A 21,561-nucleotide genomic window follows, 5' to 3' on the forward strand; every position below is an offset into this window, starting at 1 on the left:
CCGCCGACGCGAGGTCGACGCCGAGCGTCGTTCGCGCGAGCGAGCGTTCGACCGGCAATCGGGGCTGTGTACTCGTCATGGTTGTCGAGCGCGCACCCGCCGACGCGATGCCGAAACAAGGGGACTGCGTCGGATGGGGTGTCGCGTGTCGAAGCGGTCAACGGTGGCGACACCGGGCAGGCTAAACCACCGAGGGGTGCTATCGGATCGAAGACGATGGGTAGCGGTTGGCCGCTTCGTGGCCGTGGAACACGGCAATCGGGGGTTTCGCGTGGACGCTTATAGTCTTTTTCAAGGAGTAACGCTCTGAAACAGCAGACAACCACTAAGCGATTGCCAAACCGAAAACGACACCGCGACTGCCCGACCACAGCACACCGATGAACCGCGATTCCGTCGCCCGTCTCACTCGCCTCGTCACCGCGCTCGGAGCCGTCCTCGTCCTCCTCGGACTCGCCGTGCAGGTCACGACGCTTCGACTCGGACTACCGCATCCCCCGTGGGAGCTACAGGCCGCGAGCGACGCCGAGGTGCTGGGCGTCGGCCTCTGGTGGGTCGCCGTCGCCACCCGACTCGTCGGGCCGCGTCGCACTCGGCGGCGCGTCGGCCCGGAACGCGACCCGACGCGCCACGCGGTCTACGTCACTCGCGGACTGCTCGACGCGCTGTTGGACCGGGCGGCGCGCGCCGAGCCGAGCCGCGAATCGCTGTCGCTCGGAACGACCGCCGCGGGCGAGTTAGACGGGGCGGAGTCGCTCGACGCGACCCGACCGGTGTTCAGCCACTTCGTCCACCCGAGCGCCGGCGCGGCGGTCCGGGGCGTCTTCGGCGTCGACCTCTCGACTGCGCCGGGGCGGACGCCGGGGCAGTTCGTCTCGCACCCGTGGGGGCCGCTGGCGGCGACGAAGCGCGACACGCTCCGCGAGGTCGTCCTCGTCGCGGTCCCGCCGTGGGACGACGACTGCGTGGCCGCGTTCGACCGGGCGGGGCGGCGGCGTCCGCTCCGCGTCGTCGACGCCGAACCGCGGGAGTCGTTCGACGAGTCGGTTCCGACGGCCGGTTCCGCGGCGTCCCCGTCGGCACCGACGTCGGCGGACGGATAGTCACCGCATCGATACAGTTATACGCGACGACTGGCCACGACTGATTGAACCGCCGATTCGCGAGCACAGCGACGGCGTCCCGTGCGGACGCCGCTCGCGTAGTGACGACGCCGGTCGGCGCGACAGACCATGCAATCGCCAACAGCCACTCGCACTCGACCATGAGTTGGAAAGACACCGCAGCACCGGTTCTGAGTCGGATGCCCGCCGTGGCCCGCCCGGAGGGCCACGTCCCGTTCCGCCGAAAGCTCGGCTGGACCGCCGGCATTCTCGTCCTGTACTTCTTCCTGACGAACGTCACGCTCTTCGGCGTCGGGACGGGGAGTCAGGACATCTTCGGGCAGTTCCGCTCCATCCTCGGCGGGGGACAGGGGACCATCCTCCAGTTGGGTATCGGTCCCATCGTCACCGCGAGCATCGTCCTCCAACTGCTACAGGGCGGGGACTTGCTCGGCCTCGACACGGACGACCCGGGCGACCAAATCCTCTATCAGGGCCTCCAGAAACTGCTCGTCTTCGGGATGATCGCCCTCCAAGGCCTCCCCATCGTCTTCGCCGGGGGCTACCTCCCGGCCGACCCGGCGGTCGCGAGCGCCCTCGGCGTCGGAGCGGTCGGCGTGAAGTGGCTCATCTTCGCGCAGATATTCGCCGGCGGCGCGCTCGTGCTGTTCATGGACGAGGTCGTCAGCAAGTGGGGCGTCGGCTCCGGCGTCGGCCTGTTCATCATCGCCGGCGTCAGCCAGCGTCTCGTCGGCGGCCTCTTCGCCGACCCCGCCATCGGCGCGTCGACGACCGGCATCGTCTCCGAGTGGGTCCACGTCCTCGCCGGGACCGAGACGGTCCCGTCGCTCGCGACGGCGGGCGGGATACAGGCGCTCCTGTTCGGCGTGGGCGGCATCGTCCCGCTCCTCACGACGCTTCTCATCTTCGGCATCGTAGTCTACGCCGAGAGCGTCCGCGTCGAGATTCCACTCTCGCACGCCCGCGTGAAGGGCGCTCGCGGCCGCTTCCCCGTGAAGCTCATCTACGCGAGCGTCCTGCCGATGATTTTCGTCCGCGCGCTGCAGGCGAACGTCCAGTTCCTCGGGCGCATCCTCAACAGCCAGTGGGCCGGCATGCCGGCGTGGCTCGGCCAGTACACGAGCGGACAGGTCACCGGCGGCCTGTTTTACTACCTGAACCCGATTCACGCGCCCAGCCAGTGGATGTGGTGGCTCGGGTCGGCGTCGCAGGAGCCGTGGCAGATTCTCGTCCGCGTCGTCATCGACCTGACGCTGATGCTCGTCGGCGGGGCCATCTTCTCCATCTTCTGGGTCGAGACCGCCGACATGGGGCCGGAAGCGACCGCGCGGCAGATTCAGAACTCCGGGATGCAGATTCCCGGCTTCCGCCGCAACCCCCAGGTGATAGAGCGGGTCATGGAGCGGTACATCCCGCAGGTGACGGTCGTCGGCGGCGTCCTCGTCGGCCTGCTCGCCGTCATGGCGAACATGCTCGGCACCATCGGCGGCGTCTCGGGGACCTCGCTCCTCCTCACGGTCTCCATCACGTACAAGCTGTACGAGGAGATCGCCGAAGAACAGCTCATGGAGATGCATCCCATGATGCGGACGATGTTCGGCGGCTAGCGCGCCGAGCCGCACCCGGTCGAAAGAGACCCGTATTCTGCGGGTGAGAACCCGGCGACGACGGCTCGAATCCGAGCCGTCACCCATCGGGGTTTTTCTGTCCGCCCTTCGAGAGTCCACCTGATGGCCGACACGCAATCGACCGCTGGGGGCGGCGACGCACCCGGAGAGGAGTCGGTGGAAACGGAACTCTCGCGCGACATGAGCCTCGCCGACATCACGTTCATCGGCGTCGGCGCGATGATCGGCGCGGGCGTCTTCGCGCTGACCGGATTCGCGGCGGGGCTGGCCGGCCCGGCGCTCACGGTGGCGTTCATACTCAACGGGCTGGTGGCGATGTTCACCGCAGTCTCCTACGCCGAGCTCGGGGCGGCGTTCCCCGAGGCGGGCGGCGGCTACCTCTGGGTGAAAGAGGCGCTGGCCGACCCCAACGGCTTCTACGCCGGGTGGATGAGCTGGTTCGCCCACGCCGTCGCCTGTGCGCTCTACGCGGTCACCTTCGGCGTCTTCCTCACCGAGTTCTTCGTGGTGTTCGCCGGCCTGCCCGACGGGTTCGTCCTGTTCGGATTGCTCGACCGCCTGCTCGTCGAGAAACTGCTCGCGGTCGTGATGGTGCTCGCGTTCGCGTACATCAACTACCGCGGGGCCGAGGAGACGGGGAAGGCGGGCGTCGTCGTCACGACCATCAAGATTCTCATCCTCGGCGTCTTCGTGGCGTTCGGCATCCTCGCGACGGTGCGCGAGCCGAACTGGACCGCGACGTTCCTCGACAGTCCGTCGTTCGCGCCGAACGGCCTCGTCGGCGTCATCGGCGCGATGGGCTTCACGTACATCGCCTTCGAGGGCTACGAGATTATCGTCCAGTCGGGCGAGGAGGTCGTCGACCCCGGCACCAACGTCCCGAAGGCGGTGTTCTACTCGATGGCAATCGTGGTCCCCATCTACGTCCTCGTCGCCTTCGCGGCCATCGGCGGCATCGACGTGACCGCCGAACTGGCGAGTCGCGCGGGGCTCACGACCGCCGCGCCGACGTGGCAGGTCCTCGGGAACCTCGGCGAACTCGGCATCATCGAGGCCGCCGGGCAGTTCGTCCCGTACGGCGTCCCGCTACTCCTGTTCGCCGGGCTCGCGGCGACGATGAGCGCGCTCAACGCGACCATCTACTCCTCGTCGCGGGTGTCGTTCGCCATGGGCCGCGACCGCGTCCTCCCGGGCTTCTTCGGGCGCATCCACGGCGACAAGCGGACGCCCCACTGGGCCATCGGCCTCTCGGCGGTCCTCATCGGCCTCATGGCCGTGTTGCTCCCCATCGAGAGCGTCGCCGCCGCCGCCGATATCATGTTCATCTTCCTGTTCATTCAGGTGAACTGGACCGTCGTCAAGATGCGGGCGACCCACCCCGACCTCCCGCGGACGTACGAGATTCCGTACATGCCGTGGCCCCCGCTCATCGGCATCGTCCTCCAGTTCATCCTGACGCCGTTTTTGCTCCTCGAACTCGGGCTGACGCCGGGGCTCGGCGCGGGGTCTGAGGGCTTCGTCGCGCTCGTGACCACGGCCGTCTGGATGGCGCTCGGGCTCGTCGTGTACTACGGCTACTCCGAGGGCAAGGAGGCCGAGAAGCTCGAAGAAGAGACCCCGACCGTCGTGACCGAACGCGCCCCCGAGCGGCGCGAGTCGCAGGTGCTCGTCCCGATTGCCAACCCCGACAACGCGGCGCAGTTGATGCGGACCGCCATCGACGTGGCCCGCGACCGCGACGCAGAGATTCTCGTGATGAGCGCCGTCGAGGTGCCGTCGCAGACGCCGATTTCGGAGGGGCGGCGGTTCGTCGACGAGAAGCGCGAGACCATCTCGTCGGTCATGGAGCTAGCGACCGACGCCGACGTGCCCGTCAGCGGGACGGTCAGGCTGGGCCACGACGCCGGGACGGCCATCCTCAACACCATCGAGGAACACGACAGCGACGTGGTGTTGATGGGCTGGCGCGGCCGGGGTCGCCGCCGCGACTACATCCTCGGGAGCAACGTCGACGAGGTCGTGACCAAGGCCCCCTGCGACGTGCTCGTCGAGCGTATCGGCCCGACGGACGGCGAGGTGGACTCGATTCTCCTGCCGACCGCGGGCGGCCCGCTCGCCGAACTCGCCGCCGAGGTGTGCCGCGCCATCGCGCGGACCAACGACGCCGAGATTCACGTGATGAACGTCGTCGCGCCCGGCGCCGACGAGAGCGACCGCGAGGACGCCCAGCGCCGGGTGGATTCGACGGCCGCGGCGGTCGGCGACGACGAGGTCAGGGTGACGACCTCGGTCCGCGAGGGCGAGGACGTGTCGACGGCCATCGTCGCCGCGACCGAGGAGTTCGACCTGACGGTCATCGGGGCGACGAGAGAGGGGCTGCTCCAGCAGCTCGTCTTCGGCGCGATTCCGGAGACGGTCGGCCGCGACGCCGCGAGCACGGTCATCATGGCGAAGCGCGACCTCGGCGTCATCTCGTGGATGACGCGGTGGTTCAAGCGCCGCCGCGACGACTACCACGTCCGGAACGGCGACGAGTGAGCGGTCTCACTCGCGCCACGGGAGCAGTCGCGCCGAGAGCGCGAACAGCGCGACGGCGAAGCCGCAGAGGATAGCGAGGTCGGAGAGCGCGGTCGGGAGCTCGCCGCCGGCGACGGCGGCGCGCACGCCGCGTGCGAAGTAGGTGAGCGGGAGCGCGTCGACCACCGGGCGGAGCGCCGCCGGGAGTCTGGACGCGGGGACGAACGTGTCCGCGAGGAGGACCATCGGGATGCCGACGGCGTTGCTGGCGGCGATGACGCCGTCCTCGGAGTCCGCGAGCGAGCCGATGAGCGAGCCGAGCCCGCAGAACAGGGCGATGCCGACGACGAGAAAGGCGACGACCAGCGCGTCGCCGCCGAGCGAGGGGGCCGCGCCGAGGTCGCCGACGGCGGCGAGGACGCCGACGAGCAGGACGCCCGCGAGGCCGATGAGCGCGACGTTCACGGCCGCGTGCGCGGAGAGCCACTCCAGACGCGACAGCGGCGTCGTCGCCAACTTCTCGAAGCGTCGGGACGCCCGGTTTCGCGCGACGGTGCTCCCGACCCGCGACAGGGGCGTCAACACGACGACGACGCCGAGGTACGCGGGCAGGTAGTACGCGTCCGGGCGGGAGAACAGACCGCCGGTCGCGCCGGTCTTGACGAGGACGCCGAAGATGAGGACGATGAAGACGGGAAAGAAGAACGTGAAGAAGACGGCCGTCCGCCGCCGGAGGAACGCGCGCGTCTCGGCGACGGCCTCCGCGCGGACCCGGCGGGTCGCCTCGGCGAACCCGCGAGCCTGACTGCCGTCGGCCGCCTCTCTCGTCTCGGCCGCCGCGGCCGTCTCGTCCGCTCCGCCCGTCTCGGTCGTCGTCATCGGGTCACCTCAGCGTTCCCGGCGAGGCCCGCCGGACCGGCGCTGGCGATGCAGCCGTGGCCGCGCTCGCTGGCGAGGTTGAGGTACACGTCCTCCAGCGTCGGGCGGACGAGACTCACCTCCTCGTAGGCGATGTCGGCCGCGTCGAGGTGGTCGAGCATCGCGGTCAGGTCGTCGGGACCGGCGTCGAAAAAGCGGTACTCGTAGTCGCCGTACCGGCGGCCGTCGAGGGGCGTCGCGTCGAGGTCGAGCGCGCGGGGGCGCTCGGTCCGGACCGCGAGTCGGGTTTCGCCGCCGAAGCGCTCGACGAGGTCCCGGGGCGGGCCGACGCGGACGAGTTCGCCGTCCGTGAGGAGTCCGACGCGGTCGGCGAGGTGCTCGGCTTCGGCCATGTAGTGCGTGGTGAGCACGACGGCGGTCCCGCCGTCGGCCAGCGAGTCGACGAGGTCCCACACGTCGCGGCGGCCCGCCGGGTCGATGCCGGTGGTCGGCTCGTCCAGAAACAGGAGTTCGGGGTCGTTGACGAGCGCCGCGCCGACGCAGACGCGGCGCTGTTGGCCCCCCGAGAGGTCGGTGTAGGCGGTCGCCGCGTCCCCGGCGTCGAGGCCGACTCGGTCGAGCACCTCGTCGACCGGTCGCGGGTCCGGGTAGAGCCCGGCGTAGTAGGAGACGAGTTCGCGGCCCGTGAGCCGCCGGTGGGGCGAGAACTCCTGGGGGAGCACGCTCATCCGCGAGCGGTCGACCGCGGTCGGCGACTCGCCGAACACCCGAACCGAGCCCTCGGTCGGGACTCGCGTCCCCGTCAGCAGACCGATGAGCGTCGATTTCCCGGCCCCGTTCGGACCGATGAGACCGAACACCTCCCCCTTGCGAACGTCGAGCGACACGTCCCGAACCGCGACGGTGTCGCCGTACTGTTTCCTCACGGCCGTCGCCGTGACCGCCGGGCGCGTCGACTCGGCGGCCGCGTGTCTGGACATACTCGTGTTCGAGTCGGTAGTGACAGGGGCTTAGTCCTTGTCAAATTGGCCGGCTACGTATCGGTGACACAACTATATCAACCGTCGGGGAGACCATATCGTAGACAATGCCAAATCGGCGACACCGGCGGACGGCCCCGACGAACCGCGAACTCCTCTCGGTGACGGACGAGTTGGCTCTCGCGCGGAAGGGGAAACACATCCTCGAACGGCGGCGCGACGGCCTCATCTTCGTCCTCCTCGACCTCTTGGACCGGTGGACCGAACTCCGCCGCGAGACCGACGAGGCGTTCCGGGACGCCGCGGAGCTCCACGTGCAGGGCGCTGAGCGGGAGGGCGAAATCGCGCTTCGCGCGCTGTCGGAGGCGCGGGACTCCCACACGGAGCTCATCGTCTCCGAGACGAAGCTCGTCGGGCTGACCGTCCCGTTTTTCATGAGCACGTCGGCGCGGCGGTCGCTCGACGGGCGGGGGTACGGCGTCCTCGGCACGAGCGCGCTCGACGACGAACTCGTCGGGTCCTACGAGTCGGTCGTGGAGGACGTCGTCAGACTGGCGGAGATGCGGGCGGTCCTCCTGCGCCTCCTCGCGGAGATTCGACGGCTTCGGCTCCGCGTCAACTACCTCACCCAGCGGCTCATCCCGGAGTTGGAGGTGGAGAAACGATACATCCGGCGGTACCTCGACGAGCGCGAACAGGAAGAGCGCTTCCGACAGTTCCGGACCAAACGGCGCAACGAGCGACGGGAAGCAGAACGGCGAGAAGCGGAGCGGCAGGAAAACGAGTACCGAGAAGCCGAGCAACGGGAAGCCGAGCGACGGGAAGCCGAGCGAGGAGCGGAGACGCGACGACGAGACGAACGCGGCCGCGACGACGACTGAAACGGGGCCATCCGTCCGCCAAGCGTAGTCTTATTACCGTCGCGCCACCAGTTTCGTGCAACGAGACAATGTGCAAGGTCGACGTGGCAATCGAACGGTACGGGCTCGCCGCGCCGACCGGCAGGTACGACTCCATCGACGACTATCTGCTGGCGCGGTGGACCGGGGCTGACGGCGGCGAAAGCGAGGGGTACAAGTCGCTCACGACGTGGTTCAACAAGCGACTGCTCGCGCGCGTCTACGAGCGGAACGGTCGCGACGTGACCGACGTGCGCCTCGACGCGGAGTACGAGGCCCTCGTCGGCGACGACGACCTCGACTACGGCGACGTGGCCGCCGACCTCGCCACCGACGGCATCGACGCCGACGAGCTGACGGGCGCGATGGCGTCGTGGAGCACGATGCGACGCCACCTCAACGACTGTCTCGACGGCGAGAAGCCGACCGTCGAGGCGTCCTCGGACTGGGAGCGAAACAGCGTCGACATCGCGCGCGAGACGGTCAGACAGAAAGCCGAGTCGGCGCTCGCGTCCCTGGGGAAGAAAGGGCGACTCGCCGGAGCCGGAGACGCCGGCGTCGACGTGCAGGTGAAGGTGTCCTGCGCGGAGTGCCCGACGCGGGTCCCGCTCGAAGACGCGCTCGACCGCGGGTTCGTCTGTCAGGAGCACCACGTCGGTGCCGACGAGATGGCCGAGGAGGCCGTCCGCGAGACCGGCGTCGCGCCCGACGGCGGGGCCGACTCGGGCGGGCGGCTCCGGGCGGTGCTCCCCATCGGTGCGCTCTCCAGCGCCGGCCTCGCGCTCGGCGAGTTCTCCGGGGCGGCGCTCGAACTCGTCGCGGCCGTCGGAATGGCATGAGCTGGCGGCTCGACGTGGAGAACGTCGCCGGGATTCGGCGCGGGAGCGCGACGCTCGAACCGGGGTTGAACGCCGTCCGCGCGAGCAACTGGCAGGGGAAATCGAGCTTCCTCGCCGCGATAGCGACCGCCCTCGGGACGGCGTCGCCGCTGACCGAGGGCGCGACCGAGGGGCGCGTCTCGCTTTCGACCGACGAACGGGAGTGCGCGGTCGAGTTGACCCGAGACGGGGGGCGCGTCCGGACGACCGGGGAGCCGTATCTGTCCGACGAGGCCGACCGCGTCTGCGCCGACCTGTTCGCGTTCCTCGGCGAGGAAAACGAGATTCGGCGGGCCGTCCGCGAGGGCGACGACCTCGAACCCCTCCTGACGCGACCGCTCGACTTCGAGGACATCGACGCGAACATCGCCGAGGCGCGCCGCGAGCGCGACCGGGTCGACGAGGCGCTCTCCGAGGCCGAAGACGCCGCCGACCGCCTGCCGACGCTCGTCTCGCGGGTGTCGGAACTCGAAGCCGAGGTCGAGGAGTTGGAGGCGAAGCGCGCGGCGTCCGCGGACGCCGCCGGCGGGGACGAGACGCGCGAGGCGCTCAGCGACGCCCGCGCGGAGCGCTCCCGCGTCCAGAGCCGAATCGACCGGCTCGAATCGACCGCCGAGCGGGTGCGAGAACAACTCGAATCGAGCCGCGAGGAACTCGACGGACTCGACGTGGAAGACGACGAGGAACTGGCGCGCGAACTCGACGCGGCGAAGCGGGAACTCCACCGACAGGAACGCGATATCGAACTCCTGCGTGGCGTCTACGACGCGAACCGCCGCGTCGTGGCCGAAGACCGGACCGAACTGCTGACCGACGTGACACACGCCATCGTCGACGACGAACTCGCGTGTTGGGTCTGCGGTGCCGAGACGGACGCGTCGTCGGTGACCGAGCGGCTCGACGAGCTCGCCGAGCGTATCGAACGCCGAACCACGGCGGCCGAAGCCAGCCGAGAGCGCGTCGAGGAACTCACCGAGCGCGTCGAGACGCGCGAGAAGCGACGGCGGCGCGAACGGGAGCTTCGGACCGAAGTTCGGGAGCTACGCGAGCGCCGGTCGGACCTCGAACGCCGCCTCGACGACGCGCGCGAACGCGACGCCGAACTCGCCGAGCGCATCGACGACCTCCGCGAACGAATCGAATCAGACGTCGGACAGGTGACCGATATCGAAAGCGATCTGAAGTACGCGAAAGCGCGTCTCGACGACGCGAAATCAGAGCTCGAATCTGTAGAGACAAAAGCCGAAACGCTCGAATCACTGCGTTCACAGCGACAGTCGCTCACCGAGGAGATAACCCGTCTCCGGCGGCGGAAACAAGAGGTAAAGAAAGAGACACAAGACGCGTTCGACGCCTCGATTCGGGATATCGTCCCGCTGTTCGAGACGGGGTTCGAGAGCGCGCGGCTGACGAGCGAGTTCGAACTGGTCGTCGCCCGCGACGGGCGCGAGGCGTCGCTCGACGCGCTCAGCGAGGGCGAGGTCGAACTCCTCGGACTGGCGACGGCGCTGGCGGGCTACGAGGCGTTCGACGTGGGAGAGCGCGTGCCGGTCATGCTCGTGGACCGCCTCGGCGGCATCGCCGACGAGAACCTCGGTCGGCTGACCGACTACCTCTCCGGGAGAGCGACGTATCTCGTCATGACGGCGTATCCCGAACACAGCGCCGTCGAGGGCCGCGACATCGACCCCTCGGACTGGTCGGTCGTCTCGGACTCGGCCGCCGCAAAGGGAGCCGAGTAGCCCCCGATTCGACGGCGTTGGGGCGTGTTCGGTACCCGCGGTCCTCACTCCAGCGCGAGCGAGAACCCCCACGTCGCTTCTTGCCGCTCGTCGTCAGACCCCGAGAGCCCGCCGGTGGCGAAGTCCGCCTCGAAGCGGAACTCGCCGACCGGGAGACAGCTCGCTTCTTCTTTCTCGGACTGGGCGACGCCGTAGAGGTCCACCAGTTCCGACCGGGACTCGCCGGGTTCGAGCGAGAGAACCCGGTACTCATCGGTCACGGCGATGTGGTCTTCGAGCCGCCAACAGCCCGCCTCGGCGGGGTACTCGCCGTCCGCGGGGAGGAAGATGAGGTCGTTCGTCGTGTCCGAGACGTACTGGAAGAAGACGGTTCTCCCCTCGCCGACCTCGACCGTCTCGTCGCCGGTGTTCGTCAGCGTGATGCGGACCTGCGGCGGGTGCTCGTCGGTCGCGAGGTCCTCCGTTATCTCGACGTCGTGTTCGACGGGCACGTCGGGCGCGTCGTCGACGCCGACCAGCGAGATTCCGGGGCCGCCGGACGGGCGGGTGCCGCCGGTCCCGTCGTCGGTGCCGTTTCCGTCCGGGAGGTCGTCTGTCGTGTCCGTCGGCTCGTCGGTCGTCGTCTCGCCGTCGGTCGTCGTTCCGTCGTCAGTCGTCGTCTCGCCGTCGGTCGTCGTTCCGTCGTCAGTCGTCGTCTCGCCGTCGGTCGTCGTTCCGTCGTCCGACCCACCGTCGCCGACACAGCCTGCGAGGAGGCCGAACGAGAGGAGGGCGGTCGAACCGAGGAAGGTGCGTCGTGTCAGGGACATACTCGGTAATCGTCGCGGACGGGAATAACCCTACGCGAGAGTCAAATCGCGATTTGAGTCACGGGGCGGCGTCGCGGTGGCGGCGGTAGTGCTCCCACTCCGCGTCGGTGCCGTAGTGGACGACCAAGTCGGTCGCCGTCTGCTCGGCGACGCCCGACGCGCGCCTGAGCGCGGCGGTGTCGCGTTCGAGCACCGCGGCCGCGACGGCGTCCGCGCTCCCGAAGTGGTCGAACAGCGCCCGCGAGACGCGGTCGCCGGCGTTGGGAACCGGCGCGCAGGCCGTCCGGATGCGCGCCCGCTCGGCCCGGTCGTCCACGCGCTCGACCCACGTCTGGGCCCACGCGGCGACCGCCTCGCGCTCGTCGTCCGACGCCGGCGGCTCGAACTCGCGGAGCGAGTCGTCGACGAGGCCGCCGAACCGGGCGGAGACGGAGAGGCCACCCGGATGCGGGAGGACGTGCACGCCCAGCGAGTCGCCGGGGTCGATGCCGACGAGCACCGCGGGGACGGCCTTCTCGAAGCGGAGCGCGAAGTTCGCCGGCCGCGGCTCGCCGGGCGGGTAGATGACCCACTCGTCGCTCGGCAGCTCGACGCGCTCCGGAAGCCAGCCGAGCTCGTCGCTCTCTGAGGGGGCGTCGTCGTCGGTCGCCGGGTCTGTGTCGCGGGTCACGTCGATGTTCTCGGTCACCGGCGTCGCGGAATCGACGCCGTTCGTCGCGTGGAGGGTCCGAGCGGGCGCTGATAATTCACGCGGTTGCGACTGCCGTTCGACCCGGAGTGTCAGTCGCGGCGACCGATTGCGGCCACAACACGCGATTACTCACACCCGGTCGCTCAAGTATGTCGAGCACGAACGCGATTCTATGCCCGTCGTAGAAGTCAATCTCCCGGACGAACTGCTCGTCGAGTTCGAACAGCTCGTCGACGAAGAGTTCATCAGCGAAGAACAGGCCGTCGAGGAGCTCCTCTCGATGGGAATGGACGCCTACGGTGCCCCCGTCGACGACGAGGGCGGCGTCCAGTCGGACTTCGTCCAGAGCGCCCAGAACAACCTCTTCGACACCGCGGGCGACCCCGGCGGCCTCGACGACGACGTGCTCTGAGGCCGCCCGCCGCCTGAGGCGTCGACTCGCTCGGCACCGCGCCGAACTGTTCTTCTGTCGAGAGCGCCTGCCTCGCCGACTCGGCAGGTCATCGAGCGGCGCGGCAGTCTCGCCAACACCCCGGTATGCTGTGGATAACCGACCCGAAACCGTCGAATTTCTCGACTATCAGGAATCGAATCCGGTCCGTCGCGTTCGAACCCACAGGTCGGTCACCGGCGCGACGTTTGCGCGGCGGCGCGGTCCGGTCCCGTCTCGGGCGGACGCCGGCGCGCCGGCCACCGAGTCGGGCGTGGCGAACCCGTCCCCGTCTTCGGCCCCGAATCCGTTAGCGGACCCATACTAATTCGGTCATCGCGCGACGGTTCAGGTATGTCCAAGCGCGCGCACGCCCGGGGTTCGGTACTCGTTCCGTCGGGCAACTACACCTGCGTCCGGTCGCTCGGCGAACGGGGCATCCACACGGTCATGGCCTCCGAACACGACGACACGCCGGCGGCCTCGTCCCGATTCTGCGACGAACTCGTCCGCATCCCCGCCCCGAAAGACGACCTCGTGGCCTACAAGGACGCCCTCGTCGGCATCGCCGCCCGACCGGACGTGAAGACCGTCATCCCGACGCGGCCCGAAGACGGCTACGTCTTCTCGAAGTACCGCGACGAGTTCGAGCGATACGTCGACCTCGTCGTCCCCGACTTCGAGACGCTCCGCCGGGTCCACGACCGAAAGCTCCTCTACGAGGCCGCCGTCGAGGCCGGCGTTCCCATGCCGCGGACCCGCCTGTTCAGCGAAATCGAGTCGTTCGACGAGCCCTCGATTATCAAGCCGCGGTACAACGTCGTCGCCGGCGAGTACGTCGACGGCTACGACCCCCACGAGTACGACATCGTCAAGAGCGTCCACCACGTCCGACCCGGCGACCGCCCGGACAGAGACGAGATATTCGCCGAGATGAAACACGACCCCATCGTACAGGACTACGTCCCGACCGAGGACAAGTTCATGTTCGCGGCGCTGTACGACCACGGCGAACCGCTGGCGACGTTCCAGCACCTCCAGATTCGCGGGAACTCCTACACCGGCGGCGGCGGCGTCTACCGGACCTCGGTGTACGACCCGGAACTCGAATCCGTCGCGCGGAAGCTCCTCGGCCACATCGAGTGGCACGGCCTCGCGTGCATCGAGTACCTCAAGGACGCCGAGACGGGCGAGTTCAAACTCATCGAAATCAACCCCCGGATGTGGCAGTCGCTCCCCTCGACCGTCCGCGCCGGGGCCGACTTCCCGTACTACTACTGGCTGCAGGCGACCGGGCAGAAACACCGCATCGAACCGGGGTACGAACTCGGCGTCGGCACCCACTACCTCTGGGGCGAACTCGGTTACGTGATGAGCGTCCGCCGCGACGACTCGCCGCTCGTCGAGCGCCCGTCGTTCCTCAAGACCGTCTGGGAGGTCGCGTCGTCCATCTACCGCGAGCCGAGATTCGACCTCGCGCGCCTCGACGACCCGGTCCCCTTCGCCCGCTACGTGCACCACGCGCTGTTCAACCGCGGCGACGACGAAGGCGCGGAGGAATCGACCGCCGACCACGACCGCGGCGGCGACGAATCGGAAGAGCCGAGGACCGGCATCACGCTGACGCCGGGACTCAACTTCAGGGGTCGCTGAGCGGACCGCTCTTTTTTCGGTCGGCGCTCGTCAGGAGCACGCCTTCGCACGCTCGTGATACCACCCGCCGAACGCGCCGAGTGGAACGACCAACCAGCCGGCGACGATGACGGCGAAAACCACGCTCACAGGCAGCATGACGGCGATGAAGACCGCTGCCTCTCGGAGGACCATCTCACCGCGGGCGAGGTTCGAGACGCCGACGAGGAGAGCGGGGGCGAACGCGCCGGTAACGAGGCTCCCAAACGCAGTCAACCCGCCGAAAACAGCGCCGTACCACTGACGGTCTTCGTTGGCTCGCAGCCGTCGCCAGAGCAGCGTGCCCACGATAAACGAGGTCGGTATCGCTACCGGGACGGCCACCAGTCCGAGACCGAAGACGAACCCGAGTGTCCCGTTCATCGCGCCGACGAGAGTCAGCAGCCCCGCAGCACCGAACCAGAGGGTGATTGCCAACAACCCGGTTGCAGCCATCGCTATCCCGCCTCCGACGTCGTTTCGCCCGGCGTACGGGAGCCGTCCGGGACCGTACCGATAACAGAGCCGAACCATAGATCGAACTGCGGCGCACATCCCGATAAATGTTATTGCGGATACATTTTTCAGTTTGCAGCGGACCCGAGGGACCGGTATCACGCTGACGCCGGGACTCAACTTCAGGGGCCATTGAGCGGACCGCTCTTTTTTCGGTCGGCGCTCGCCGTGGCGCTGTTGAAACCTAGCGGTACCCCGGTTCGATGCGGTCGACGAGCCCATCGAAATCCGTGTCGAAACTCAACACGGCGTCGATGCCACGCGACTCACACAGAGAGACGATGGTCGCATCGGTGAAGCTGAGGTCGTGGTCCTCGTATCGACGGAGCGTCTCCAGCGACGCCCGGACGTCGTCCGGTTCGACGTGAACCATCTCGAACACGTTCGGAAACGGTTCCTCGCCGAGAATACGACCGGCGACGGTATCCGCTGCCTCGAACGAACCCGTTCGAGCGCGCGTGAGCGTCACCGTCTCGTCGAGGACGTAGTCGTTCGTGTACGGTTGTCCGAACTCCCCGTCGAACAGTTCGTCGAATGCGCTAACCGCCTGGTCGTGCCGGTCGGCATCCGTATCGTGGTGCGCAAAGAACACGCCGGTGTCGACGAAGACGCTCATCCGTACAGCACGTCGTCGATGTCCTCTTCCGTCGTCGTGACGCCGGACGAGACCATCCCGTCGTGGAACCGCTCGCGCTCGGATTCTGAAAGCGGGACGCGCTTCTCGCGGAACGAGTCGATGAGGTCAGCCTTGGACTCGACGGCGTTCTCGACGAGCCGTGCCAAGACTTCCTGCTGCGTCACTCGCGTCCCGGTCTTGAGCCGAATCTCGGCCTGTAACCGTTCGAGACGGGATTTCGTGTCGTCGTCCATCTTTACCGACGTGGCCATGTTCGCTGGTAGAACATACTACTGGGTAAGGTTTGCTACTGTTCTGACCGGTGAGACGGGGAGTTGCTGAACGCGTCCGCTACGTCTTGCACGCACCCTCGGCGAGAGCTGGGACACCCGGCCGCGGCGAACTACCGACGAGTGGGAGTTCCGAGAGGCCCTTCGCCGACGCGCGGGCTCACGTCGCGGAACGCGCAGGTCGCGGTGTAGGTCACGTCGTCGAGGGCGAGTTCGACGCCGCGGGTCCGGGTCGGCGGGCCGCTGACGTTGATGCTGGTGTTTTCGATGGAGCAGCCCGACGCGCGGTCGACGAGCACGCCGCCGACTCGACCGTTCGGCAGGTAGATGCAGCTATCGACGATGCGGGAGCCGTTTCGGTTCTTGTCGACGACGACCGCAGAGCCGTAGGGCTGACTCTCGCACGCCCCCGAGATGGTGACGTTTTCGAGGACCATCCCCCACGGCTCGCGCGCGATGTCGGTGTCGACCGGCCCGGCGTGGATGGTCTGGACGCCGGTGTCGTTGACGATGCGGCAGTTACGCATCGTGAAGCCGCCGTGGCTCCCGTAGGTCGGGACGGTGATGATGCCCGGCGAGGAGGGACTCGACCGGAAGATGAAGTCGCAGTCCTCGATGAGGACGCCCGTGTACCCGTGGCCCGTCGAGTCGATGCGGAGGCCCTCGGGGCTGTCGAGTCGGTCCCCCTCGCGCGCGTGCTCGTTGAGGTTGTCCGCGTCGACGATGACGGTCGCGCCCTTGATCCACGAGGTCTTCGTGGGGTGGTCGCCCGCGGAGATGCGCATGTTCGTGTTGTCGTTGTTCTTGAACAGGCCACCCTCGACGCGGAGGACGCCGCGGGTGTGGGTCGCGCGGAACGACGACGACCCGAGCTGTTCGATGTGGCAGTCTATCATCCTGACCTCGCCGACGGACCGCTCGGTGATGCGAATCCCGGCGACGCCGTTCGGATAGCCGGGGAGCGCCGCGCCCTCGCGCATGTAGACGCGGCGGATGACGTTGACCCCCTCGACCGAGGTGCAGTCGAACAACAGCAGTTGGTCGCGCGCGTGGCTGTCGGTGGGGGTGCGGCCGAGCCACTCGACGTCCTCGATGAGCGCGCCGTCGTCGTTGGCGAGCCAGATGTCGGCGCTCGTGGTGTCGTCGTCGGTCTGCTGGATAGAGAAGTTCCGCAGGACGTGGTCTGTCCCGCTCGTGATGCGGAGCATCCGGAACCGCTCGCCGGGGTCCGCCGGGGGGAAGACGAACTGTACGTCCGTGTGCGAGTCGCCGAGGCCGACGAGCCGGAAGTTCGAGACGCCGCGGTCCCAGTCGTGCTCGCGGGTGATGAGGTAGTCGCCCGGCGGGAACTCGATGGCCGTGTCGTCGCCGTACGCCCCGTCGAGGATGTCGTCGACCGGCTCTTGTCCCGTCGGGTCCATCCCGAGGTCTTCGACCGCGTCGAGGACGGTGAGGTCCGGTTCGGGCGTGGGCGTCGACTCGGTTGGCGGCGTCCCGGTCGCCGTCTCGGTCGGCGATTCCTCGTCCGGCGTGTTGCACCCGGCGAGCGCGGCACCGACGCCGACCGCGCCGAGCGTCTTCAGGTAGGTTCTGCGCTTCACCGGCGGGAGACCTCCGCGCGCTCGGGATGTTCTCGGTGGCTGTCCAGCGTCCGTCGTGCATCGGAGTTGAGTCGCCGCGAAGGGCGAGATGAAAGCGGGAGAGAGAGGGACCAACGTCGGTTACACATGTTTCCAGTCAGTTGGACGGGAAAGGTGATTGGTAAACGGTGTGTAACCGCGGCTGACGGCGCGAGGGACGCGGAATCGAGGCTCGCCGGCGGCGGCGAAACGAGGGGGAGAAGACGTTCGAAAAGCCGGCCAAAATCGGCGTATTCGCTGTTCTCGACGTTTCAGTCCGAGACTACTGAAATTACGAGTCGCATTACTATCCACTCGTGACGACAGTTATCCGTATGAATCTGTCACGGCGTTCATATCTTGGACTGAGCGCCGCCGTGCTCAGCGGGTGCGTCGCGAGGGGCGGGGAACCGGCCGGCGCGACCGAGCCGACCGCGACGAGCGAGCCGCCGACGCCGGCGCCGACTCCGACCCCGCGATTCAGCTACGACGACCCCAGCGTCGACGCGGCGGGCGACCCGCTGGCGGTCGCGTTCAACAGCCGAGAGCGGTTCAGAGACGTGGGATGGCTCGTCGACGACTTCGAAGACGAGCGCCTCTGGGGGACGTTCGCGGGACGCTACGCCGTCGAAGAAGACGTCGTCTACTGCGGGTCGCAGTCGCTCCGCCTCGACGCGACGCCCGCCGACGAACGGGTGTGGATTTACCGGACGTTCGACGGCGGCATCGACCTCTCCGATGCGGACCTCTCGCTGGCCGTCAATCTCGTAACGCCCGACACCGAGGGCATCACGGTTCGCCTCGCCGCGCCCGACTACGACAACACGCTGCTTCTCGGCCGCCACGTCTGGGCGGCCGGCTGGCAGCGCCTCGACCTCGGGCCGCGGCGCGTCACCGGGTCGCCGGACCTGTCCAACGTCACCGAGATAAGCATCCAGCTGTACACCGGCGGCGGCACGACGGCGCGGTTCTACGTCGACTCCCTCCGGGCCAAACCGCGCGCCGACGCGGGCAAGGTGATGATTACGTTCGACGACAACACCCGGAGCCAGTACGACACGGCGTATCCGATACTGGAGTCGCACGGCTTCCCCGGCGTCGTCGGCGTCATCCCGTGGACCGTGGGGTCGAGCCACCGCATCCCGCGGTCGGGGATGGACGAGATGGTCGACTCCGGCTGGGACATGGTGAGTCACCCCCAGCGGTCGGACTCGTTCCGCGACCTCTCGCCGGCGGACCAGCGCGCGAGCATCAGGGAGTCGAAGGCGTGGCTCGTCGAAAACGGGTTCGAACGCGGGGCCGACTTCATCATCTGGCCGTACGGCCGGTACGACGAGTCGGCGCTCGACGCCGCGAGCGACTACCACTACCTCGGGTTCGTGACGGTCGGGGGGCCGACAGGTCCGGTGTCCGACCCGCAAATCGTCGGCCGAACCGACGGCGACGACGTGAAGAAGGCGAAGCAGGCGCTCGATTTCGCCGCGCAGTACAACCAGCTCGCGGTGCTCATGTACCACGACGTGACCGGGAAGGGGCGCTCCATCAGCCCGGCGGCGTTCGCCGAGACGATGGACTACGTGGACGAACTCGGGTTGGACGTGGTCACGGCGTCGAGCTACTGGGACTCGATTCGAGATTCCGTCTGAGGCGGCGACTCCCTCGGGACGGAAACGCGGTCGCACAGAAACGCGGTCGGCACGCCGACCCGAGCGCGCCGATATGCTGATTTTCCGGACAGTCGTTCCGAACGTGATTCGGAGTCTGTCAGTCACGTTTCTGAGAACGTTAGACACCCGTTCTAACCGTCAGAAACGCCTGAAATTCGTGTTTTCGTACGTGTTGCTGACGACTAACAAAGACCCGAACGGCCCAATCAGCGGGTCGAAGTATCAATGTTCCTACGCACTCTCCGACTCGATTCGTCGCCGCCGGGAGCGCCGTCTCACGGCGGCGGACCGGCCGGCGCTCGGCGGGCAACACAGGGGTCGCACGCGAGGGGCGATGTATCGCGGTAACGCCGTGGGCGTCGTCGTGCCCGCGTACGACGAGGCGCGGTTCGTCGGCGGCGTCATCGACACGCTCCCCGCGTTCGTCGACCGCGCGTACGTCGTCGACGACTGCTCGACAGACGGGACGTGGGAGGTGATTCGACGGCACGCCGCGCGCGCGAACAAGCGAGTGGCCGCGCCCGTCGTCGCCGCGGCCGACGGCGGCGCGTCGCTCGACAGGCGCGTCGTTCCGATTCGACACCCGGTCAACCGCGGGCGCGGCGCGGCCGTCAAGACCGGCTACGAGCGCGCGCTCGAAGACGGGATGGACGTCGTCGTCGTGATGGACGGCGACGGCCAGATGGACCCGGACATCATGCCCGCCATCATCGACCCCGTCGTCGGCGGAGACGCCGACTACGCCGTCGGCGACCGACTCGCCGCGCGGGACACCCGCCGGGGGATGCCGCCGTGGCGGCTGTTCGGCAACCTCCTGTTGTCGGGCCTGACGCGCATCGCCAGCGGCTACTGGCACATCCGCGACCCGCAGAACGGCTACACGGCCGTCTCGGCGGACGCGCTCGCGGAGCTCGACTTCGACCGGCTGTACGACCAGTACGGCTTCCTGAACGACCTGCTCGTGAACCTGAACGTCGCCGAAAAGCGGGTGGCGACCGTGCCGATGCGCGCGCGCTACGGCGACGAAGAAAGCGGCATCAGGTACTCGACGTTCGTCCCCGGGCTGTCGTTCCTCCTGCTCAGGGACTTCCTCTGGCGGCTCCGCGTGCGGTACCTCGGCGGCGGCGTCCATCCGGTGGCCGTCCTCTACGCGCTCGGCGTCGTGGGCCTCCTCGCCGGCGCGTTCCGGTTGGTCGGTGGGGTCGCGTCGAGGAACCGCGCGAATCGGCGGTCGTTCGCCGGGTCCCTCGCTTCGGCCCTCATCGGGGTCGGGTCGCTCGGGGGCGCGATGCTCCTCGACAGCCGCGAGAACGAACGGTTACGGGTCGCGGCGGAGCCGTCGGCGGCGTTCGAGCGGGGCGCACGGACCGACCCGCGGCCGGCTCGCGGCGGCGGCGGTGTCGACGAGAACGACGAGAGAGAAGAACGCGCCTCCGACGGAATCACAGAGCGCGAGATAACCGGGAGTTAGTCACCTCGTACCCGCGAAAACGGGGGTGTGAGGCGCTCAATAACAACACCCTAGACGCGTCATCTATCCAGTAATGGGGTCCACATCACACAGCAACGGGCGGTTGAATCGGGCACTCGGCGAACTCTCGCTTGACGTGCCCCTCGCGCTGTTCGTCGTCGTTTCGAGTAGTCTCGTCGCGGTTCTCGACGTGGTTCCGATCGCCCAAGCCCTCGTCGGACTCCCCGTACTGCTGTTTCTGCCCGGCTACGCGCTGTTGCTCGCGCTGTTCCCCGCAGGGTCGGCGGGCGCGACCGCCGAGGGCCCGTCGTTCGGTCGGTTCGAGTGGCAACCCGACCTCGGCCTCGGAGAGCGTTTCGCGCTCGCCTTCGGGATGAGCGTCGCGCTGCTGCCGGTCGTCGGACTGGCGCTCCTCTGGACCGGCGTCGGTCTGGACGCCGCGCCCGTCATCGCCGCGCTGTCGGCGGTCGTCGTCGTCGGCCTCGCCGTCGGCGAAGTCCGGCGGCGACGACTCCCCGAGGCGGAGCGGTTCCACGTTCCGATTCGGCGCTGGTGGGCCGACGTGGTCCGGTCGTTCGACCGGCCCTCGCGGGTCGGTTCGCTTCTGAACGTCGCGCTCGCCGCCGCCGTCCTCTTGGCCGTCGCGAGCCTGAGCTACGCGCTCGTCGCGCCGGGAACGGGCGAGTCGTATTCGAGCCTGTCGCTTCTCACGCAGGACGCCGGCGGCGAGTTCGTCGCCGCCGACTACCCCGAGGCGCTGACGGTCGGCGAACAGACCGCCCTGTTCGTCTCCGTCGAAAACGTCGAGGGGGAGGCGACGAGCTACACGCTCGTGGCCGAACTCCAGCGCGTCGAGCGGGCGAACGGCGAGACGACGGTCGTCGAACGACAGGCGCTCGGCTCGCGGACGGAGACCGTCGCAGACGGCGAGACGTGGCGGACCCGCCACGGCTTCGCCCCGACGCTGACCGGCGAGGACCTCCGGCTCACGTACTACCTGTACGAGGGCGACGCGCCGTCGGAGCCGAGCACCGACACGGCGTACCGCTCGGCGTACGTCTGGGTCACCGTGACCGAGGAGCCGACCGACGGCGCGGACGCCGGCGACGACGCGGCGTAACTCGGGGGCACGCG

19 protein-coding genes are annotated in these 21,561 nt (G+C 68.4%); 11 read left to right on the forward strand and 8 right to left on the reverse strand.

Annotation, left to right across the window (positions count from 1 at the left end):
• Nucleotides 1-380 precede the first annotated feature (380 nt).
• From BN996_RS17120 to BN996_RS17130, 3 genes are all read left to right on the forward strand, one after another.
• The gene (locus BN996_RS17120; protein WP_089781080.1) at nucleotides 381-1,103 is read left to right on the forward strand and encodes a JAB/MPN domain protein-containing protein; all 723 of its coding nucleotides are present in this window, start codon (nucleotides 381-383) and stop codon (nucleotides 1,101-1,103) included.
• A 161-nt stretch (nucleotides 1,104-1,264) separates the two neighbouring features.
• Nucleotides 1,265-2,731: a preprotein translocase subunit SecY gene (secY, locus tag BN996_RS17125; RefSeq protein WP_089781287.1), complete on the forward strand. Its 1,467-nt coding sequence runs from the start codon at nucleotides 1,265-1,267 to the stop codon at nucleotides 2,729-2,731.
• Between the two features lie 123 nt (nucleotides 2,732-2,854).
• Entirely contained in the window at nucleotides 2,855-5,290 is a 2,436-nt protein-coding gene (locus BN996_RS17130) for an amino acid permease (protein WP_089781082.1), read from the forward strand.
• A 6-nt stretch (nucleotides 5,291-5,296) separates the two neighbouring features.
• Here the strand turns inward: BN996_RS17130 and BN996_RS17135 are convergent, their stop codons facing one another.
• Both BN996_RS17135 and BN996_RS17140 read right to left on the reverse strand, forming a co-directional pair.
• Complete coding sequence (locus BN996_RS17135; RefSeq protein WP_089781084.1) at nucleotides 5,297-6,148, reverse strand: ABC transporter permease; 852 nt, start codon at nucleotides 6,146-6,148, stop codon at nucleotides 5,297-5,299.
• Nucleotides 6,145-7,128, reverse strand: a complete 984-nt coding sequence (locus BN996_RS17140; RefSeq protein ID WP_089781086.1) for an ABC transporter ATP-binding protein — start codon at nucleotides 7,126-7,128, stop codon at nucleotides 6,145-6,147. Before BN996_RS17140 ends, BN996_RS17135 begins: the two co-directional genes overlap by 4 nt.
• 107 nt (nucleotides 7,129-7,235) lie before the next feature.
• Here BN996_RS17140 and BN996_RS17145 point away from each other — a divergent pair, with 107 nt between their 5' ends.
• From BN996_RS17145 to BN996_RS17155, 3 genes are all read left to right on the forward strand, one after another.
• Complete coding sequence (locus BN996_RS17145) at nucleotides 7,236-8,009, forward strand: V-type ATP synthase subunit D (RefSeq protein ID WP_089781088.1); 774 nt, start codon at nucleotides 7,236-7,238, stop codon at nucleotides 8,007-8,009.
• A 68-nt stretch (nucleotides 8,010-8,077) separates the two neighbouring features.
• Nucleotides 8,078-8,866, forward strand: coding sequence for a rod-determining factor RdfA (gene rdfA / locus BN996_RS17150; protein WP_089781090.1), 789 nt, complete (start codon nucleotides 8,078-8,080; stop codon nucleotides 8,864-8,866).
• The gene (locus tag BN996_RS17155) at nucleotides 8,863-10,647 is read left to right on the forward strand and encodes an archaea-specific SMC-related protein (RefSeq protein WP_089781092.1); all 1,785 of its coding nucleotides are present in this window, start codon (nucleotides 8,863-8,865) and stop codon (nucleotides 10,645-10,647) included. Before rdfA ends, BN996_RS17155 begins: the two co-directional genes overlap by 4 nt.
• 44 nt (nucleotides 10,648-10,691) lie before the next feature.
• Here the strand turns inward: BN996_RS17155 and BN996_RS17160 are convergent, their stop codons facing one another.
• Together BN996_RS17160 and BN996_RS17165 are read right to left on the reverse strand one after the other, a co-directional pair.
• On the reverse strand, nucleotides 10,692-11,456 hold the full coding sequence (locus BN996_RS17160) for a hypothetical protein (RefSeq protein ID WP_089781094.1): 765 nt from the start codon (nucleotides 11,454-11,456) through the stop codon (nucleotides 10,692-10,694).
• A 58-nt stretch (nucleotides 11,457-11,514) separates the two neighbouring features.
• On the reverse strand, nucleotides 11,515-12,126 hold the full coding sequence (locus BN996_RS17165) for a hypothetical protein (RefSeq protein WP_089781289.1): 612 nt from the start codon (nucleotides 12,124-12,126) through the stop codon (nucleotides 11,515-11,517).
• A gap of 193 nt (nucleotides 12,127-12,319) precedes the next feature.
• Here BN996_RS17165 and BN996_RS17170 point away from each other — a divergent pair, with 193 nt between their 5' ends.
• Nucleotides 12,320-12,559 (forward strand): DUF7120 family protein, encoded by a 240-nt coding sequence (locus BN996_RS17170; protein WP_058572429.1) that lies wholly within the window; start codon nucleotides 12,320-12,322, stop codon nucleotides 12,557-12,559.
• Between the two features lie 372 nt (nucleotides 12,560-12,931).
• Entirely contained in the window at nucleotides 12,932-14,230 is a 1,299-nt protein-coding gene (locus tag BN996_RS17180) for a carboxylate--amine ligase (RefSeq protein ID WP_089781098.1), read from the forward strand.
• A gap of 30 nt (nucleotides 14,231-14,260) precedes the next feature.
• On the opposite strand, the gene BN996_RS17185 is transcribed toward BN996_RS17180, so the two are convergent.
• From BN996_RS17185 to BN996_RS17200, 4 genes are all read right to left on the reverse strand, one after another.
• Complete coding sequence (locus tag BN996_RS17185; protein WP_089781291.1) at nucleotides 14,261-14,704, reverse strand: hypothetical protein; 444 nt, start codon at nucleotides 14,702-14,704, stop codon at nucleotides 14,261-14,263.
• A gap of 244 nt (nucleotides 14,705-14,948) precedes the next feature.
• Complete coding sequence (locus BN996_RS17190) at nucleotides 14,949-15,380, reverse strand: type II toxin-antitoxin system VapC family toxin (protein ID WP_089781100.1); 432 nt, start codon at nucleotides 15,378-15,380, stop codon at nucleotides 14,949-14,951.
• Nucleotides 15,377-15,652, reverse strand: a complete 276-nt coding sequence (locus BN996_RS17195) for a hypothetical protein (RefSeq protein WP_167344169.1) — start codon at nucleotides 15,650-15,652, stop codon at nucleotides 15,377-15,379. Before BN996_RS17195 ends, BN996_RS17190 begins: the two co-directional genes overlap by 4 nt.
• A 131-nt stretch (nucleotides 15,653-15,783) precedes the next feature.
• Complete coding sequence (locus tag BN996_RS17200) at nucleotides 15,784-17,091, reverse strand: hypothetical protein (protein WP_394326175.1); 1,308 nt, start codon at nucleotides 17,089-17,091, stop codon at nucleotides 15,784-15,786.
• A 575-nt stretch (nucleotides 17,092-17,666) separates the two neighbouring features.
• On the opposite strand from BN996_RS17200, the gene BN996_RS17205 reads away from it, so the two are divergent.
• The 3 genes from BN996_RS17205 (at nucleotide 17,667) to BN996_RS17220 (ending at nucleotide 21,547) form a co-directional block, all read left to right on the forward strand.
• On the forward strand, nucleotides 17,667-18,935 hold the full coding sequence (locus BN996_RS17205) for a polysaccharide deacetylase family protein (RefSeq protein WP_089781105.1): 1,269 nt from the start codon (nucleotides 17,667-17,669) through the stop codon (nucleotides 18,933-18,935).
• A 355-nt stretch (nucleotides 18,936-19,290) separates the two neighbouring features.
• A complete protein-coding gene (locus BN996_RS17215) occupies nucleotides 19,291-20,427 on the forward strand; it encodes a glycosyltransferase family 2 protein (protein ID WP_089781108.1) in 1,137 nt (378 codons plus the stop codon).
• Nucleotides 20,428-20,500: 73 nt separating this feature from the next.
• Nucleotides 20,501-21,547: a DUF1616 domain-containing protein gene (locus tag BN996_RS17220; RefSeq protein WP_089781110.1), complete on the forward strand. Its 1,047-nt coding sequence runs from the start codon at nucleotides 20,501-20,503 to the stop codon at nucleotides 21,545-21,547.
• The last annotated feature ends 14 nt before the right edge of the window (nucleotides 21,548-21,561 follow it).

This window comes from Haloferax massiliensis (assembly GCF_001368915.1).
In the GTDB taxonomy this organism is placed as follows: domain Archaea; phylum Halobacteriota; class Halobacteria; order Halobacteriales; family Haloferacaceae; genus Haloferax; species Haloferax massiliensis.